This window comes from Planctomycetaceae bacterium, from assembly GCA_039680605.1.
In the GTDB taxonomy this organism is placed as follows: Bacteria; Planctomycetota; Phycisphaerae; order SM23-33; family SM23-33; genus JAJFUU01.
Map to the genome: position 1 here is coordinate 37,858 of JBDKTA010000063.1, position 18,253 is coordinate 56,110.

Annotated in this window: 14 protein-coding genes; 4 read left to right on the top strand and 10 right to left on the bottom strand. The window is 64.3% G+C overall.

Translation table 11 applies throughout. The features are described 5' to 3' along the window. Positions 1 to 8: 8 nt before the first annotated feature. Positions 9 to 1,517, bottom strand: a complete 1,509-nt coding sequence (locus ABFD92_18630; protein ID MEN6506557.1) for a metallophosphoesterase — start codon at positions 1,515 to 1,517, stop codon at positions 9 to 11. 358 nt (positions 1,518 to 1,875) lie between these two features. Between ABFD92_18630 and ABFD92_18635 the strand changes: the two genes are divergently transcribed. Together ABFD92_18635 and guaB are read left to right on the top strand one after the other, a co-directional pair. Then, positions 1,876 to 3,150 (top strand): sialidase family protein, encoded by a 1,275-nt coding sequence (locus tag ABFD92_18635; GenBank protein MEN6506558.1) that lies wholly within the window; start codon positions 1,876 to 1,878, stop codon positions 3,148 to 3,150. 455 nt (positions 3,151 to 3,605) lie between these two features. Continuing rightward, a complete protein-coding gene (guaB, locus tag ABFD92_18640; GenBank protein ID MEN6506559.1) occupies positions 3,606 to 5,072 on the top strand; it encodes an IMP dehydrogenase in 1,467 nt (488 codons plus the stop codon). 7 nt (positions 5,073 to 5,079) lie between these two features. Here guaB and ABFD92_18645 read toward each other — a convergent pair whose 3' ends face one another. The 3 genes from ABFD92_18645 to ABFD92_18655 all read right to left on the bottom strand — a co-directional run bounded on the left by ABFD92_18645 (position 5,080) and on the right by ABFD92_18655 (position 9,349). Beyond that, a complete protein-coding gene (locus tag ABFD92_18645; protein MEN6506560.1) occupies positions 5,080 to 5,985 on the bottom strand; it encodes an aldo/keto reductase in 906 nt (301 codons plus the stop codon). A 33-nt stretch (positions 5,986 to 6,018) separates the two neighbouring features. Then, a complete protein-coding gene (locus tag ABFD92_18650; protein MEN6506561.1) occupies positions 6,019 to 8,205 on the bottom strand; it encodes a PAS domain S-box protein in 2,187 nt (728 codons plus the stop codon). Between the two features lie 391 nt (positions 8,206 to 8,596). Continuing rightward, entirely contained in the window at positions 8,597 to 9,349 is a 753-nt protein-coding gene (locus ABFD92_18655) for a type II secretion system protein (protein MEN6506562.1), read from the bottom strand. A 123-nt stretch (positions 9,350 to 9,472) separates the two neighbouring features. Here ABFD92_18655 and ABFD92_18660 point away from each other — a divergent pair, with 123 nt between their 5' ends. Both ABFD92_18660 and purD read left to right on the top strand, forming a co-directional pair. After that, entirely contained in the window at positions 9,473 to 10,663 is a 1,191-nt protein-coding gene (locus tag ABFD92_18660) for a hypothetical protein (GenBank protein ID MEN6506563.1), read from the top strand. Next, positions 10,660 to 11,934 (top strand): phosphoribosylamine--glycine ligase, encoded by a 1,275-nt coding sequence (gene purD, locus ABFD92_18665; GenBank protein MEN6506564.1) that lies wholly within the window; start codon positions 10,660 to 10,662, stop codon positions 11,932 to 11,934. The genes ABFD92_18660 and purD overlap by 4 nt, the downstream gene beginning before the upstream one ends. A 191-nt stretch (positions 11,935 to 12,125) precedes the next feature. Here purD and ABFD92_18670 read toward each other — a convergent pair whose 3' ends face one another. The 6 genes from ABFD92_18670 to ABFD92_18695 all read right to left on the bottom strand — a co-directional run bounded on the left by ABFD92_18670 (position 12,126) and on the right by ABFD92_18695 (position 18,235). Beyond that, a complete protein-coding gene (locus ABFD92_18670; GenBank protein MEN6506565.1) occupies positions 12,126 to 13,352 on the bottom strand; it encodes a GNAT family N-acetyltransferase in 1,227 nt (408 codons plus the stop codon). A 10-nt stretch (positions 13,353 to 13,362) separates the two neighbouring features. Then, positions 13,363 to 14,175, bottom strand: a complete 813-nt coding sequence (locus ABFD92_18675; protein ID MEN6506566.1) for a DUF4886 domain-containing protein — start codon at positions 14,173 to 14,175, stop codon at positions 13,363 to 13,365. Positions 14,176 to 14,195: 20 nt separating this feature from the next. Next, positions 14,196 to 15,416, bottom strand: a complete 1,221-nt coding sequence (locus tag ABFD92_18680; GenBank protein ID MEN6506567.1) for a 2,3-bisphosphoglycerate-independent phosphoglycerate mutase — start codon at positions 15,414 to 15,416, stop codon at positions 14,196 to 14,198. 305 nt (positions 15,417 to 15,721) lie between these two features. Next, on the bottom strand, positions 15,722 to 16,102 hold the full coding sequence (locus tag ABFD92_18685) for a response regulator (GenBank protein MEN6506568.1): 381 nt from the start codon (positions 16,100 to 16,102) through the stop codon (positions 15,722 to 15,724). 3 nt (positions 16,103 to 16,105) lie between these two features. Further along, a complete protein-coding gene (locus ABFD92_18690; protein MEN6506569.1) occupies positions 16,106 to 16,624 on the bottom strand; it encodes a hydrogenase maturation protease in 519 nt (172 codons plus the stop codon). Between the two features lie 174 nt (positions 16,625 to 16,798). Then, the gene (locus tag ABFD92_18695; protein ID MEN6506570.1) at positions 16,799 to 18,235 is read right to left on the bottom strand and encodes a Ni/Fe hydrogenase subunit alpha; all 1,437 of its coding nucleotides are present in this window, start codon (positions 18,233 to 18,235) and stop codon (positions 16,799 to 16,801) included. Between the last annotated feature and the right edge of the window lie 18 nt (positions 18,236 to 18,253).

Genomic DNA, 18,253 nt, shown 5'->3' on the forward strand with positions numbered 1-18,253 from the left:
CCGTTTGGCTACTTCAGGCCGAAGACTTCGGCCTTCTTCACAGTTGCCGCGCCGCCTTCGACGAAGAACGTCACGCTCTCGACAGAGTCCACTTTGAGGGCCTTGGCCAGGTGGTGGCGTTTGTTGGCGTAGAAGTCGATCTTCGATCCGTCGATCAGCACGTTCCACAGCAGGGTCTTGTTGTCGTAGTCTTCCCAGCCAAACGGCACGGGCACGCCCGCTATTTCAATTTGCGTGCCGGTCCAGACGATCTCGATCGGCTTGGGACTGGCGGCGATCTTGATGCCGACTTTGCTCGCGGCGCCGGGCGTCAACTCCATCGCGATGCGCACGCCCTTGGCGCCGGGCGTGGACAGTGGGGCGGCCGCGCCGGAGAGCGTCTTGGCCGCCAGAGTTTGCGGGGCAACTTCGCGGGCCTTGGACGTGCCCAGCACGGCAGGCATCTTCGCCAGCGAGCAGCGCTTGATGTGGTGGTCGGGGCCCTTGTAGCCCAGGCAGAACTCGCCCAGCGTGAAGTCGTTCTCCTGCACGACGATCAGGTTGCCCCCGGCCATGAAGTTGATCGCCGTCACGGCCGGGATCCCGGCGAAATTGTAAAAGCGGTGCTCGTGGTTGTGCCAGCCGAACACGTGATTCACCTTGTACTTGGCGATCAGGTCGTAGTACTTCTGGCAGCCGGTGGGAAAATGCACGAACGCGAAGATGCGCGTGCCCGGCTTGACGGCCGAGAGGTCCTTCTCCAGCCAGTCCGCGGCCACTTGCGGCACCGAGCCGTTGACGTCCTCGGGAATCGAGGGGTCCATCCAGTCCAGGCCGACGAAGTGTACGCCGGCGTAATCGAACGACCAGCGGATGGCGCCGAGATTCTTGGTGTAGCACCCGTTGCCGGCCAGCGGCGTCTGCTCAAGCCGGTGCGCCCCGTGGCCGCCGACGATGTCGTGGTTGCCCGGAACGGACATCACAGGCACAACGAATTTGGCCGCGTTGGCGGCCAGGGTTGCCGCCGAGTCGTCCCCGCCGGCGCTGTCGCCGGTGTTGATGCAGAATCGCAGCAGGGGCTTAAGCCTCCCCGCGGCCGGGCCGATCAGGTTGTACGTGGCGCCGGCGGCGTGGTCGTCGCTGACGTGCAGAAAGGCAAAGGGCAGCGACTGCTTTTCCTGCCGCAGACCGAAGTGTACCTTCGTCGCGTCGGCGATCTGGTCGATCCGCGCCCACCAACGCCCGCTCGGCCACATCTCGCTGGGCCAGTTGATCGCCACCACGCGCGAGCCCGCCTGCGGCGTAGTGGGGTCCGGGGCGATCTTGATCGAGTAGGTTCCGTCTGCCGCCGACGTGACGATGTTTACCCCGTCAGTCACGCGAACGCCGGCCAGGGGCTTCTCGCCCGCGTCGAACTTGCCGTTACCGTTGGCGTCGAGATAGACCGTCCCCGAAACGCTCTGGGGCACGTCCGCAGCGGCGGCGAATTGCACCGCCACAGCCAGGACACACAGCAGGAGCATAAGTCGCCTGATCACGTCCGTCTCCTTCAAAGGCAAGGACGCCGCCCAAAGCGCGGCGGCAAGTCTCAAGTCAGGGCAAGGCTGAACTCTGGAGAGTTTAACACGCAACAGAAGGGGTATTCCCCCGCATTTGCAAGAGAATCCGGCAGTGGCGGAATATTGGAATGACGGAATGATGGGCTAACGGGGGGTATGGCGGATATTCTGATAGGTTCCTGGCGCAGCGGGCTGTTCTTGCCTGAGCTTTCTGTAGAAACGCCGTGGCCGGTTGACTCGCTCTTGCGGGCTTTGTTCAGGCGAAGCATAATCTTCCTGCTGCGACCCGCTGGGGTAGTGCATCGATCTGTCCAGCAGCGGATGAGGAGTGGTTGCTGTGTCACGAACATCGAAGCGATATCATGAGACGCTCAAGTGCAAGGCAGATCCCCGCAATTTCAGGATCAGTTCGCTTCTGCTTTGCGTTCTGGCGGCGGCTCTGGGCTTGGTCAGCCTGACGGCCGTGGCCTCCGATCCATCGCCGGCAGCCAGCGCTCGCCCGCAGAGGCTCAAGAAGGAGACGAGCATGAACAAAGGCAATGACGCCGCACCGCAAACTGACCGCGTGAAGCAGGATGTTCTCTGGACAAGCGGCGAGAACGGCTACCACACGTACCGCATACCGGCCCTTGCCGTAACGCCAAAAGGCACGGTGCTGGCGTTCTGTGAAGGGCGCAAGAGCAGCCGCAGCGACTCGGGCGATATCGATCTGCTCGTGCGGCGTTCGACCGATAACGGCAAGACGTGGTCGGACCAGAAGATCGTCTGGGATGACAAGGGCAACACGTGCGGCAATCCTTGCGCGGTTGTGGACACGGCAACGGGAATCGTATGGCTCATGGCGACCTGGAACCGCGGCGACGATCGCGAAAGCGACATTATTGCCCAGCGCAGCAAGGATACGCGTCGCGTGTTCGTGATGTCATCCGCTGACGAGGGACTATCGTGGTCCAAACCCATGCAGATCACTGCCGACATCAAGCGCCCCGACTGGACATGGTATGCCACCGGACCCGGAAGCGGCATTGAGATCAAGCACGGACCTCATGCCGGCCGCCTGGTGATTCCGTGCGACCACATCGAGGCCAAGACGAAACATTACTACTCGCACATCGCATACAGCGACGATCACGGCAAGACGTGGAGGCTCGGAGGCTCTACGCCGAGCCATCAGGTCAACGAATGTGAGGTCGTCGAACTGTCCGACGGACACCTGATGCTGACCATGCGGAACTACGATCCGGCCAGGAAGAGACGCCAGAGAGCATTCAGCAAGGACGGGGGACTGACCTGGCAAGACCAGGGCTTCGACGAGGCGCTGATCGATCCCATCTGCCAGGCCAGCATCCTGCGGTACTCGTGGCCGGGGGCGGACAAGGAAAACGTCATTCTCTTCGCCAATCCGGCCAGCAACAAACGGGAGAACATGACGGTGCATGTCTCCGTGGACGACGGCAAGACCTGGAAGATAAAATGCCGGTTGTACGCAGGCCCCAGCGCCTATTCAGATCTTGCCGTCATGCCCGACGGCGCGGCGGCGTGTCTGTATGAGCGCGGCAAAGAACACCCTTACGAACAAATCGTATTTGCCCGGTTGGGGGCAGAGAACTGATCTCGCCGCAGAGGTCGCAGAGCTTGTTGCTATGGAGAGACGATGACGGATTAGCTGCGTTGGGTGGCGGCGCCCTGGATCTTGTAGATTATGCATAACTCATGTTAAGCTAATTGCTTATGGCTGCAATAGTGCGGGGTGTCGATATAAGGCATTGCATCATAAAAGTTTATGTTAATTGAGGGCCATGTTTTGTGGCGCGGCGGGGGGCTTCCCTGCAAACCGCTGTGAAAAGTACAACAAAGTGCAAGAAAGTGGAAGCGCTTGGGGGCGCTGCCAAAGACGCCAAGCCGCAAGCCTGTGTCGGGGTCTGGGTGCAAGCACATGGCGAACGTCGTTGAAAGACCGCCCGCCACGGGTAAGTTGCCCGGAAAGTTTTCTCATCTTGACGCCGGCGCGGCGGGGGGGCATAATCTGTCAATGGGACTCCATACTTCGCAATTCAGGGCCAAACCATGAAGACCAAGCTCATTGGCGATGCCATTACCTTTGACGACGTGCTGCTGGTGCCGCGGCGAAGCAGCGTGGTGCTCGACCAGCTCGATACCTCCACGCGCCTGACGCGGAACATCCGTCTGAACATTCCGCTGGTGTCGGCCCCGATGGACACCGTCACCGAGGCGGCGCTGGCGATCGCGTTGGCGCAGGAGGGGGGCATCGGCATCATCCATCGCAACCTCTCGATACACGACCAGGCCCGCGAGGTCGAGAAGGTCAAGCGCAGCGAGCACGGGATCATCGTCGACCCGGTTACGCTGGGGCCCGACGCCTCGACCGCCACGGCGCGAAAGCTGATGGCCGAGCACAACATCGGCAGTTTTCCGATCGTCGACGCGTCCGGCAAGGTGGTGGGCATCCTCACGCGGCGCGACCTGACGTTCCAGAACGAAGACTGCCTCATTGGACAGGTCATGACGCCCCACCCCGTCACCGCGCCGCCGGAGACCACGCTCGACGAGGCCGAGAAAATCCTCAACCGCCACAAGGTCGAGAAGCTCCCGCTGGTCACGCCCGACGGCAAACTCGCCGGCATGATCACCATGCGGGACATCGAGAAGCTGCGGCTGTTCCCCAAGAGCTGCAAGGACTCGCGCGGGCGATTCCGCGTGGGGGCGGCTGTGGGCGTGCTGGACTTCGACCGCGCCGAGCAGCTCATCAAGCGCGACGTGGACGTGATCGTGGTCGACACCTCGCACGGGCACAAGGACGTCGTGCTCGAGACGGTGCGGCAGATCAAGGCCGCTCACAAGATCGACGTGATCGCCGGCAACATCGCCACGGCGGATGCGGCTGAGGACATGATCGCCGCCGGCGCCGACGGGCTTCGGATCGGGATCGGACCCGGCGCCATCTGCACGACGCGGGTGATTACGGGCGTGGGCGTGCCGCAGATCACGGCCGTCAGCGACTGTGCCCGCGTGGGCGACTCCAGCGGCGTGCCGGTGATCGCCGACGGCGGCATTCGCCACAGCGGCGACATCACCAAGGCGATCGCGGCAGGGGCGTCGAGCGTGATGATGGGCAGCATGTTCGCGGGGATGGACGAGAGCCCCGGGCAGACGATCATCTTCAAGGGGCGGCGGTGCAAGGTATATCGCGGGATGGGCTCGATGGACGCGATGCTGGCCGGCAGCGCCGACCGCTACGGGCAAGACGCGCGCACGGCCCCCAACCGCCTGGTGCCCGAGGGCGTGGTGGGGCGCGTGCCGTATCGCGGTCGCCTGGCGGACTTCGTGTTCCAGATGATCGGCGGGCTCAAGAGCGGGATGGACCACTGCGGCACGCCCAGCATCGAGCAGCTTCGGACGGAGGCGCGCTTCATCCGCATCTCGGGCGCGAGCCTCACCGAGAACCACCCCCACGACATCACCATTACGCAGGAATCGCCGAACTATTCCAACTGGAACACCGAGGAGGAATAGCGCGGCGTCATCCGGCCGCATAGGCTGCGATGCGGTTGAGGACCTCCTGGTACAGGTCGTCGTCGAGCGGGCCGCGGTCGGCGGCGGCGACGTTGTCCTTGAGGTGCTCGACGTTGAGCGTTCCGACGATGCACGTGTGGCAGTGCGGGTGCGTCAGCGTGAATCGCAGGAGCAACTCGGCGGGTTTCATTCCATGAGGCAGCAGTTCATTGAGGCCGGCCTGCGCCCATGCGGACAGTCCGGCCTGTTGGGCGCGCTCGGGCAGTTCGCTGTCGGGCCCGCCGACGGCGATTCCCTCGCGGATGATGATCCCCGCGCCGACCTCCGCAGCCATCGAGATCGCGTCGTGGTGCATCGGCGCCAGGGCCGAATAGGGGATCTGGTAGGTCTCGAAGGCGCCCATCTCCAGGAACTGCAGCATGTGCGGCAGGGTCGTCGAGATTCCAATGTGCCGCGTGAGCCCCTGGCTGCGGATGTCTTCCAGCACGCTGACCAGATCGCCCGAGAGCACGTCGTCGGGGCTGGGGTTATGCAACTGCAACACGTCGACGTGGTCGGTGTGCATCCGGTCGAGGCTGGCGTGGATGTTGCGCATCAGCGTGTCGCGCGTCCACGTGTGGTCGCTCTGCATCGTGCCGCCGGCGTCCTTGGGATCGCAACCGCACTTGGTGGCCAGGTAATACTCGTTCCGGCGCGAAGCGATGTACCGCCCGATATACATCTCGCTGCGCCCGTAGTCCACGGCCGTGTCGATGAAGTTGATGCCCGTGTCGAGAACGGCGTTGAGGATCGCGTCGGCTGCGGCGTCGTCGACAGGGCGGCCGGACCATATCTCCGGTCCGCGCAGTTCCATGGCGCCGAACCCCAGTTGCGTGACCCTCAGTCCCGTCTGCCCCAGAAGTCTTGTAATCATTGCCCACCTCCCGTTTGAACTCACACCTCACAACTATGTTTTCAAGCTGGCGACGCTGTCGCGGATGGCGCTGATGAGGTCTTCACTGGGACCGCCCTTGGTCAGATAGGCTGCCGCGCCGGCCTCGCGCATCTCGGCGGCGATGGTGGCGTCTTCGTGCATGGACAGCCCGATGACGGCAGAGGCGGGGGCCTGGCGATGGATGAGTCGTGTGGCCTCGATGCCGTTGAGCACGGGCATGCTGACGTCCATGATGACGACGTCGGGGCGCGTATCGCGCGCGAGGTCCACGGCCATCTGTCCGTCGCTGGCCTCGGCGACGACCTGGATGTCGTCTTCGCCTTCGAGGAGGGTAGCCAGTCCCTGTCGCATGATGGCGTGGTCGTCGGCCAGCAGCACGCGGATCTTTCCGGGCTTGGGCGGGGTGGCGGACAGGACTCGCCGCAGCGAACTGACGCGCTGGTCAGGCGAGCCGAGCATGCCGTCGACGCCGGCCAGGCGGCGGTGAGGGTAGACCGCCCCGCGCAGCGGCGCGGTCACCACCACGCGCGTTCCGTGACCGGGGCGGCTGATCACGTCCATGGCGCCGCCGAGGGCTTCGATGCGTTCTCGGATGCTGAAGAGGCCAAAACCGGTTTCTTCCTGCTCACCGGTTTGGAGCAGCGTGGCGTCGAAGCCCGCCCCGCGGTCTTCCACGGCCAGTTCTACGCGGGCGTCGCGATTAATCGTCAGGCTGACAGTGGCTTGGGAGACCTGGGCGTGCTTGACGACGTTGAAGAGCAGCTCGCGGGCCGATTGGAAGAGGAAGCCCCGGAGGTCTTCGTCCTCGGGCTGGGCTTGCGGGTCGGCCTCGACATGCACGTCCAGGCCGTAACGTTCCTGCATCTGCTGGGTGAGCCATTCCAGCGCCGCCGGCAGGCCCAGTTCGTGGAGGATGGGCGGGTAGAGCTCGACGGCCAGCGTGCGGGAGGTCTCGATCGACTCGCGCAGGATGTCGTGTACGCGCCCCAGCAGATTCTGCTGGTGGGGGCTGGGCCCGCTGCGCAGCAGGTCCTCGACCCGCATGCGTCCCGCCACCAGCAACTGCTGAAGCTGTTCGTGCAGCACGTGGGCCACGCGCCGCCTCTCGTAGTCCTCGGCGCGGGTGATCTCGCTGGCCAGGGCACGAAGCTGCCGGGCCCGCCAGTTCGCCACGGCGGTGCGCTCGCTGACGCGGCGTTCGAGGTTTTCGTTGGCCGCTTCGAGCGTTTCCTGCAGGCGCTTGCGTTCGGTGATGTCGCGAGAGATGCCTCGATATCCCAGGTACTGCCCCTGGGCGTCAGAAAAGGCGGCGCCGCTGGTTTCCAGCACCACACGCTGCCCCTGGCGGTGGAGAAGTTCGCTCTGGGCGTTTTCGATTTTGAGGCGCGAGGCGTTCTGGTGAGCGAAGTGCCGGCGAACGCGAGACGCCTCCTGCGGCGTCATCAGATCGAAAGGCGTCTTGCCGATGAGCTCGGAAGGCTCGTACCCCAGCAGCGTCTTGACCGCCGGACTGGCGTAGGTAAACCGCCCGGCGGTGTCGATTTCCCAGATCCAGTCGGGGCTGCTCTGGGCGAGTGATTCAAATCTCTCCTGGCTGCTGCGCAGCGCCTCCATCACGTCCTGACGCTGGTCCGACATGAGGGCGTTCTTCAGCGCGACGGCCGCCAGCATCGCCAGGACTTTCAGCGCCCGCTGGTCGGTGCGGGTCAGGGGGCGGCAGTTGCGGGTATTGTGCATTTCGAAGCATCCCAGCAAATCGCCCGAAGATGTCAGCACCGGCACCGTGATCAGATTGTAGACGCCAAACTCGGCGCACAGATCCTGGTCCGCGTACGGGTCTTGCTCAATGTTGTTGGAGATATACGTCTTGCCGGTCTGCATGACGTGCCCCGGGACGCCGTGTCCGGGCTCGAACTCCAGATTGATCGCCTCGACCTCGGCGCCGCGGCGATAGTAGTCGCGGAACACGAGCTTGCCCTCGACGAGGCGCCCGCACGTTCCTGCCGTGGCGTCAATCAGCCGCATCGCAGCGTTCATCAACTCCCGCAGAACCTGCCGCGGGTCCAGGTCTTTATTGAGGCTGCGCGCGGCCCGAAGCAGCGTTCGCGTCTGCAACATCTGTCGGCGGAAACGCCGGTCTCTGAGCTCACTCTCAGTGCCGGGACTGTCTCGCCCGTGGAATTCCGCCCCGTCAGCCATGTCTCCCACTCCGATGTAATTGTGGACCGAGTAATTATAGGTAGACCGCATCGGCGGCCTCCGAATTTGTGCCGGGTCAATTGCGGCGCTGCCGCTTGGGTGGAATTGGCGCAGGGACCCATAAAAAAAGGCGGGCTTGTCGCGGGGGGGGACGACAAGCACCGCCACTGCTTCGGACCGGCCGGGGGGGGACCGATCCGAAAACGGGGTCATTTTCAGCGAACCGCAGTGCATGATCTCAAGCACTCTGCGACTCTAAAAGCGGATTATAAGCGGTAAGAAATAGACCGCAAGAGAATTGTACGGGAATAACCTGATGGCTAGTGGGGGAGATGATACAAGCACATACTTTCCAATGGGTTAAACGGCGGCAAAAATTTCAAAATTGTCCCTATGGTATAAGAAATGAGTCGTCAGCGCTGCCGCGTTTGCCCTGGCCTTCGGTGCCATCATCGTTGGCGGCATAGATGTCGTCATCGTTTGTAGGCTCGTTAACCGTGCCGTCTAACCAGACGGCCGAGCCATCATAGCGGCCAACGTTCTGCCCCTTGCCATTGTGGTTGGGCGAGCAGGCGGAGTTGTTGTCGCCGATGGCGGTGGTTCCGGGCGTGCAGCGGGGATTGGCGTCGCCGACGATGACCAGCGTGGATTTGTCGGTTGTGACTTTCGCCGGGAACGCTACCTGCGAGAGATAGCTGTAGGAGACGGTCGCCAGGGTGAACGCCGAGTCGCCGGCAGCGGGTTCATTCTTGCCACGGATGCTTCCGGCTTCAGGGCATAGAAAGATGCCGCGAGGCGAGAAGCCCTTGTCGATGAGCACCCACAGTCCGGCGACATTGCCGTCGGTGAGACTGCCCCAGTTGGCGGAGGTCAACGTCGCGGAAATGGGAAGGGCGTTGGGTTGACCGGTGCGGCCGCGATGCATCTTGGGATCGCGGGCGTATTCCAGGCACGCTGCTCCGATCTGGCGGATATTGCTGGCGCACTTGGCCTGATAGCTCTTGCGGATCAGGATGCCGACCGTGGGGACCAGGATGACGATCAGGACAGCCAGAATCGCCAGTACCACCAGCAGTTCGATCAGGGTGAACGCCTTTTGCCGTCGGGGGGCGGCGGCCCGCTTGAGGGTGGGTGGGATGCTCATGTACATATTGTAGAACCGCACCGCGGGCGAGTCAACGTGGAGCATCGCGCGCAGAAGGCTCTGTCACGCCCTTGCGTTTCATAGGGCGGCGGCGCATAATGGCGGCCTTCAATGGGATAACACATGGCTCAGAACGGAAAATCCAACTCCTTGCCTCCGGCGCCGACGGTCCTGGTGGTGTTCCTGACCGTCCTGGCGATGCTGTCGGTGCTGGCGGGTGGAATTATCTCCTGCGTGTCGCTGTACGATTCCGGCCGCCACGACGGATTGAGCAACGGCGAGATCGTCTCGGCCCTGGTGATCCTGGCCGGGGGCACGGTCGTGGGGTGCCTGCTCTGGGCGCTGGCGTACGTGGTGCGCATTCAATATGAAACCGCCGTGGCGCTGCGGCGACTGGCGTCGCAACGCGCCCCTGTCGCCGCGCCGGCCGACACTCAGCGAGGCCCCGCCGACGCCCAACTGCACCTCCTGCACGAGATGGTGCGGCAGATGGCCCAGCTCAACGCCGCCCAGCAGTCGCGTGCCAGTGCGGCCGCCCGCTCGGTCAAACGCCAAATCCAGCAGGCGCCCCTGGCGCCGCCGCTCGACGAGGCGCAAGACATGCCTACCGCCGAGGCGGTCGACGCCCGCCCGGCGCCGGTAGCGATGAGCGAGCCGCCTCAAAGCCTGGCCGTCACGGAGGAACTGCCCTCCGCTCTCGACGACGACGGGCCTGTCCAGAGTCCCGAGGGCGCCGGCGGCGACGGCGAGCTCGCACAGGATGCCCCCGAGCCCAAGCCCTCGCCCGTCATGGAAGCGGCCAGCCATGAACTCCAAACCTGCCGCACCCGGGCCGAAGACCTGATGGCCCTGGGGCATTTCGATCAGGCCGAAGCGGCCGTGCGCCAACTGCTCCAGGTCCACACCGGCTTTGAACCCGCCGAACGCCTGCTCGAACGCATTAAGCGGGAATCCGACATCTACCACCGCGAGATGCGCCTGCGCATGAAGCGGGAGGTGGAGAAGCAGAGCGAGGCGCGCCAGTGGCGACAGGCGGTTGTGGCTGGGCGAAAGCTCATCGACGCCTATCCCGATTCGCACGAGGCCAGGCAACTGGCCCTGCGGATGGACACGCTGGAAGACAACGCCCGCATCGAAGAGGTGCGCGAGCTGCGAGACCAGATCCGAGACATGCTCGACCGCCGGCGGTACGTCGAGGCCGTCAAGGTCGCCGAGGACGTGATGGAACGCTTCCCCGAAACGCAGGCGGCAGCAGAGCTGCGCGGTCAGATCGGCCGCCTGAGAGGCCTTGCCCGAGGCGAGAACCTGCCATGAATATTCTGCTGGTCGGAACCGGCGGGCGCGAACACGCGCTGGCCTGGAAAATCGTTCAGTCCCCCCTGTGCGAGAAGCTGTATGTCGCCGGGGGCAACCCCGGGATCGCCCAGCACGGCGAGTGCTTCGACGTGCCCGCCTCAGACCACGCTGCCATCGTCTCCCTCGCCCAGCAATACAAGTGCGAGTTGGTCGTCGTCGGACCGGAAGACCCGCTGGCCGAAGGGCTGGGCGACGCCATCCGCGCCGCCGGATTGCTGTGCTTTGGTCCCACCGCCGCCGGCGCCCGGATCGAGGCCGACAAGGCCTACGCCAAGAGCCTCATGCGCAGCGCCGCCATCCCCACCGCCGAGGCGCGAATCTTCACTGATCTGCAGACCGCCAAGGACTACGTCCTCTCGCGAGAGCACGGGGTGGCGGTCAAAGCCGCCGGACTGGCCAAGGGCAAGGGCGTGGTGGTCTGCCCCGAACCGTACATGGCCGTCAAGCCCCTCGAACAGATGATGGAGCAGCGTCTCTTCGGTGACGCGGGCAAGACCGTGCTCATCGAGGAAATGCTCACCGGCCAGGAGGCCACCGTTTTGGCGATGGTCGACGGGCGCACCATCTACACGATGGAAGCGCTGCAGGACCACAAGCCCATCGGCGACGGCGACACGGGCCCCAACACCGGCGGCATGGGCGCGTACAGCCCCGTGCCGTTTATCGACGACAAGACCAGCGCCCGCATCGAGAGGGAAATCCTCGTGCCCATCGTCGATGCCATGCGCCGCGATTTCGGCCGATACGAAGGCGTGCTCTACGCCGGGCTGATGTTCACGGCCGCCGGGCCCAAGGTCATCGAGTTCAACTGCCGCTTCGGCGACCCGGAATGCCAGCCGTTGATGATGCGGCTCAAGAGCGACCTGGTCGAGGCGATGGTCGCGGTGGCTCGGCACCGCCTGGACGAGGTGACGATGGAATGGGACGCCCGCCCCGCGGTCTGCGTCGTCATGTCCAGCGGCGGATACCCCGGCGACTACGCCAAGGGCTTTGAGATCACCGGCGTCGCCGACGCCGACGCGATGGCCGACGTCAAAGTCTTCCACGCCGGAACGGCGATGAAAGACGGCAAGCTCGTCAACACCGGCGGGCGGGTCCTGGGCGTCACCGCCCTGGGCGATACCATCGCCGACGCGCAGCAGCGCGCCTACGCCGCCGCCGAAAAGATCCACTGGCAAGGCTGCTACTACCGCAAAGACATTGCCGCCAAGGCGATCAAGCCCCAGTAACGATTCAGCTCGGATATCTCACCGCGGAGATCGCGGAGATCGCAGAGAAGCAAGGGGCTCAAAGCATAGCTAATCTAACCTCGCGGCACATGAATGTTTGAAGACGCTTCCGCACGGCGCTGTAAATCTCTTTTTATACCTCTGCGGTCTCCGCGATCTCCGCGGTGAAAACTCCCAGCCCGTCGCGGGCGTCAGAAGTGGTCTCGCTGGCTGAGCATCGGGTGCTGGTCGGGAAAGAGCACCGGCAGCAGGCGATTGGCCTCGCCGGTCAGTTTGATGCCAGCCGCGTCGATCGTCTCAAACGGGTCCTGCGTTCCGACGACAAGCTGCACTACGTGCATGCCCCCGCGGATGGCGTTTCGGCACGCCGCCGGTTTGGCCAGGCCCACGCGGCCGCGATCGATCTTCAGCAGCACCTTGCCCGTCTGGTCTTCGATGAGCAGCTCGCCGCGCCACGCGGCTAACTCCGAGTGCTTCAGGCGTCGCGACAACTCGCCGGTCAGCTTGGACATGGTGCTTTCGAGATTCACCATCGCGACCATCTCGCCGCCGTTGCGGGTGTACGTGGTCGAGCAGTTGCACGACACGCGGCGGATGCGGCGGCACAGGTCGCTGTCGTGATGAAGGCACATGAAGTTGATCTTCTTGCAGCCGTTCTGATCGGCCAGCAGCCGCAGGGCGCGCAGCACCTGCTCGGTGTCGCCGGCGAACTCCGCCACGTTGACGTCCTGGCCGCCGAAGGAACAGATGATGTAGCCATCAAGGGTTGGGGCGCCGCGGCCGCGGACCGGCCAGGCAAAGTGCTTGTGGCCCCACTGCAGCATCGGCCCGCGAAACGTCGGGCGCACGGCCGTGCCCGTAAGGCCGGCGTGATAGCGGTTGTAGAGACGGTCGAACGCGTCGCGCGGCGGGTCTTCCAGCAGCACCGGTGCGGCGTGGGGCTTTTCGGCGGGCAGTTCCGAAACGCCGATCGACCAGTGCCGGCCCGGCCACGAGCGCACGTAGCCGTAGCGGTGGTAGAAGTCATGCTTTCCGAAGAGCACGGAGAGGTCGTATCCGCAGCGGCGCATCTGGGCCATGTTCTCGTTGCCGGTGAAGGTCATGAGTCCGCGGCTGCGGTATCGCCCGTCGGTGGCCACGGCCCCGATGCCGCCGCACTTGACTCTCGCGGTGCCGATGCGCATGGCGTAGTTCCACACGCCCCAGTGGGTGACGATGTGCCCGTCCATCAGGCCGATCGTCGAGGCCGACCAGTCGAAGTGGCTGTTGCCGAAGTAATACTCGCGGCAGTACTTCTGCCAGCCGTAGTACTCGTTGCCGCCGGAGAAAACCTTCCCGGTCAGGTCGTAGATTTCATCGGCGTGGATCGTCGGGTCCGGGCAGATCAGCGTCAGCGGGGGGCTTTGCACTTTGCTCATTGATCTTCTTTCATTTATCGGCGGAACTCTTGGGGGCGGGTGCTTCCTGCGTCGTCGGCGACGGCGCCTCGCCTGCAATCTCCCACGCCAGCGCCTGCAGGGCCTGGGCCTGGGGCTCGGCCAGGTTCGCCAGGGTCTTGCCCGCGGCACTGAGTTTTGCGGGAAGGCCTCTGGGATCTGCATTGTACAGCACGCGGTAGAAAATGCATGCCGCCAGGTACGTGCCCGCGACGCTGGGGTGACTGCCGTCGCTGTGGTAAAGGCCGATACCAGGATGTTGCCGTCGGCACGCGGCGAAGGCCTCGCCCACCGGCGCCATCGCTCCGCCGGATGAACGAGCCGCCGCGGCGTACTCGCGCGTCAGGGCTTCCTGCGTCTGTGGGGCGTCTTTGCGCGCCCAGGTCTGGTAGAAGAGGGGCTTGGCGCCGGCTGCGGCGGCTTCCTTGGCCAGCAGCGCCGCGAACTTCTGGAAGACCTCGGCCCGCACGAAGGGCATCTGGCTTTGTTCCTGGAGCACGACGACGTCCCACGTGCCCGCGGCGATCTGCTTGCGAACGCCGGTGCTCTCCCAGTGCCGCTGCAGCGTGCATCCGCCCGGAGCGTTGAGGGTATATTCCAACCGCCGCGACTGACCGGCGGCCGCGGCCATCGCCTGGATCATCGCCGGCAGGTCGTTGACGAAGATGTAGCTGTTGCCCACGAACAGCACGCGCAACGGCGTGGTTTTTCCGGCGGCCATCACAGTGCCTCCCGGCGCGCCGCAGAGCAGGGCGGCGCCCGTCAGAGCGGCAAGAGCCGCCGCTATGGATATTGCTCGCAGCATGTCGGTCGCGTCGCGCGGCGTCAGGCGCCGAACTTCTCGAGCTTTCCGGCGTGGGCCAGCGCCAGCGGGAGCAGCTCGCGGGCGGGGATGGTGCCGATCTGGCCGTGGCGGCAGGCAACCTCGTTAAAGCTGTTGCCGTCGCCGCCGCGCAGGTGCGGGGCCTTCATCAACGCCGGAACGCCGTGCCAGCTATGGGCCTTGAGCGAGGGCGGCGTCGAGTGGTCGCCGGTGACGATCAGGACGTCGGGGTTAGCCGCCAGCAGCGCCGGCAGGGCCGCGTCCATCTCTTCGATGCGGGCGATCTTGCCGGCCAGGTCGCCGTCTTCGCCGGTCTTGTCGGTGTACTTGAAGTGGGCGAAGATGAACGTGTAGTCGCTGCCCTTGATGAGCCTGGCCACTTCGGCGCAGATGTCGGCAGCGGTGGTCGGCGTGGCGACGACGTCCATCCCGACCAGGCGCGCCACGCCGCGATACATTGGGTATCCGGCGACGGCGGCGGCCTTGAGCTTCCATCGCTGGGCGAAGTTGGGCCAGTCCGGAAACTTGGCGAACCCGCGGGCGAGGATCATGTTGGCCTTGGGCTCGTCGGCCAGGATCTTCTGCACCTGCGTGAGGATGTCGTCGACGATCTTTGCGGTGCGCGACGTGTGGTGGGGGGCTCTGACCGGCGAAAGCGGAGCCGCGCCGACGACCTGGGGGTCGGTCTCGCCGACATTCTCGTCCAGATTGTCGCCGCGGAGCACCATCAACGCGCGGTGCTCGGCTTCGGTCTCGAAGAACACTTCCACGCCGGCGGGGACTTTGAGCTTGGCCTTGATCTTCGCCAGGCAGGCGCGGTTGACGTCGTCGCCGATGCGCCCGGCGCGGCGGTCGATCACCTTGCCATCCTTGTCCAGCGTGCAGAAGTTCAGCCGCGCCGCCACGTCGCGCTTCTCCAGCGGGAACTCCAGCCCCAGCGCGCCCAGCACGCCGCGCCCGACCTGGTAGACCAGCGGGTCGTACCCGAATAGGCCCAGGTGCCCCGGACCGCTGCCGGGCGTGACCGCCGTGGCCACCGGCAGCGAAAGCCCCAGCGCGCTGACAGCCGCGAGGGCGTCGAGGTTGGGCGTGCGGGCCTGCTGCAGGGCAGTGCCCTTACCGCCATTGTCGATGTCGCCCAGCCCGTCCATGACGAGCATGACGATGCGCTTGTCGTTCTTGATCGCCAGCGAACTGATCAGGTTTCCGTAAACGTCTTCCATGGTTCTTCCTTCCCAATAAGGCGGGTGATTGTAACAGGGCGGCGGCGGGAAGAAAAGAGAACACGACTCCGTGTCCCGAAGGGACACTTCGGGCATAGCCGGGGGCAAGCGAAGCGCAGCCCCCGGAAGCATGATATAGAAAATAGCTGCCCCGAAGGGGCGACCAGAGTCTTTGGCGGGCTACTGCCCGCCCCTTCGGGGCGGCAGGTCAAACCCTGTGCCGGGGGCTGCGCCTTCGCTCGCGTTGCTCGCTTCGGCTTGCCCCCGGCTTATGTCCTGTGCGTCCCTTCGGGACGCCACCCGGACTACGCGGTGTGCAGCTTCTTTTTCAGCAGCGTGAGGATCTGCGCCTCATTGATGGGCTTCTGCAGCACGCCGTCAAGCCCCATGGCGCTGTAGTCGGCCAGGCGGTTGAAGTCGTCGCCGACGGAGCTGAGCAGCAGGATGGGCGCCGTGTTGTGCAGGGCGCGCAGTTCCTTGACGAAGCTGGTCCCGGCGTCGACTTCTTCCATCATCAAGTCGACGATCACCAGGTCGGGCTTGATGTCTTTGTAGACGCGCAGGCCCTCTTCGGCCGACGCGGCCTCGGCCATGATGTACCCGTTCTTCTCCAGGATCATCCGCATGACATCCAGGAAGTCTTTGTCGTCGTCGATGTACAGGATCACGTGCTTGTTGTCTTGCATGCTCTAAATCCTATTTACAGCAGTGGCAGAGGAAGCCGGTTCTTCGCAGCGCCACGGGCGCACCTGCGCCCAGTCGCCGCCGCTCAGCAATGTCCGGGCAAACGCCGTCGCCGCGGCCAGGTTGTCCATGGCGGCCGCACTGAGACGCTCGCCGAACTCGTTGAAATCATACCCTCGAACGGCCAGGATGTAACCTTCGGCCTTGGCGGCAAAGAGTTCCCCGGCCAGGCTCATCGCCGCCGCCGGGGAGAGACTGTGGCTGGAAAAGCTCAGATGCTCGGCGGGCTCGATCCGCGTGAAGGAGAACGGCTCGGGGCAGTCGGTGGAGGCATCGGCGAAAACCACGCGGTCGCAGCCGGCGATCGCCTGGGCGTGCTCCACGCTGACCTGGTAGTCGATGTCGACGGTGACGTTGGGCAGGGCCATCTCTTCGATCGCCTGCGCCAACGCCGGACCCAGGCCGTCGTCAAGACGGCCGGGGTTGCCGAAACCGATTAGCAGGATCTTTTGCGGATCAGACATCTTTTCTATCCCAACAACTTAAAAACCGACGACGAGGACGAGGACGACGACGAGGACGAAAAACATTCATCCATCCACTCATCCACTCATCCATCCATCCATCCATCCATCCGCTTCCCATGGCGACCCGCTTCGCGTGCCTGCCTGCCGGCAGGCAGGTCGCCATGCCACCCTTTACTTTGTTCTCGTGTCGAGTAGCGTGCCGTTGCTGTCGTAGAGTTCGACGAGCAGGGGCATCTTGCCCATGGCGTGCGTTGCGCAGGACAGGCAGGGATCGTACGCCCGGATCGCCACTTCGATGTGGTTGAGCAGGCCTTCAGTGATCTCCTTGCCGCTGAGATAATCGCGGGCGACGCCCTGGACGGCGCGGTTCATCGGCTCGTTGTTGCTGGTGGTCGAGACGATCAGGTTGCACATGGTGACCTGGTCGTCGTCGTTGACCTTGTAGTGATGGAACAGCGTCCCGCGCGGGGCCTCGATGATGCCCACGGCCTCATTGCGCCGCTGGCCGCGGACGATCAGGTCCGTGCCCTGCAGGTCCTTGTCGTGCAGCAACTCGGCGATCTTCTCGATCGAGTGCAGGTTCTCAATCATCCGCGCCCAGTGGTACGCCATCGTGATGTTGTTGGGCTTGCCGTTGGTGACGGCCATGAACTCTTTGCGGGCCGCCTCGGCCTCGGGGGTGGCGATCGAGTCGCAGGCGTTGATGCGTGCCAGCGGGCCGACGCGGTACCAGCCTTTTTCCGGACCGAGGCTCTTGATGAAGGGAAACTTCATGTAGGACCAGTTCTTCACTTCCTCAGCGATGTACTTGGCGTAGTCCTGGTTGTCGACCTGGTCGAAGATCTTCTTTCCCTGGGCGTCGATGGCCCGCAGGTTGCCGTCATACAAATCCATGCACCCGTTCTTCTTGACGATGGACAGGTGGTTGGACTCGAAGGAGCCGAAGTCTTTGACCTTGTCGAGATTCTCGACGGTGTAATCCTTGGCGACCTTCAGCGCCCCGCGGCCCCACGCGAGCATCTGGTCGAGGTCCTTGAGAAAGAAATCCCGCTCGGCGATCGACAGGTTCTTGTTGATGCCGCCCGGGATCGCGCCGGTGCCGTGGATCTTCTTGCCGGCGGTGGCCTTGATGATCTCCTGCCCGTACTTGCGCATCATCACGCCCTGGACGGCCAAGTCGGGGAATTTGGCCGCCACGGCGATCACGTTGCGCAGCGCCACATCGGCCCCGAACCCGAACAGCAGATCCGGGCTGGCCAGGTGGAAGAAGTGCAGGCTGTGCGACTGGAACATCTGTCCGTAGTGCATGAGCCGGCGCATCTTCTCGGCGGTGGGGGTGAGCTTCTCGCCGCCGACGATGCGGTCCATGGCCTTGGCGGCCGCCAGATGATGGCTCACCGGGCAGATGCCGCAGAGGCGCTGGATCATGACGGGGATTTCCCAGAAGGGCCTGCCCTGGACGAATCGCTCGAAGCCGCGGAACTCGACGATGTGGAGCCGGGCCTGCGAGACCTTGTTCTGGTCGTCCAGGATCAGGGTGACCTTGCCGTGCCCCTCGACGCGGGTGACCGGCTCGATGACTATCCGATTTTTGTTGGCAGAGACCACGCGTTATTCTCCAGTGAC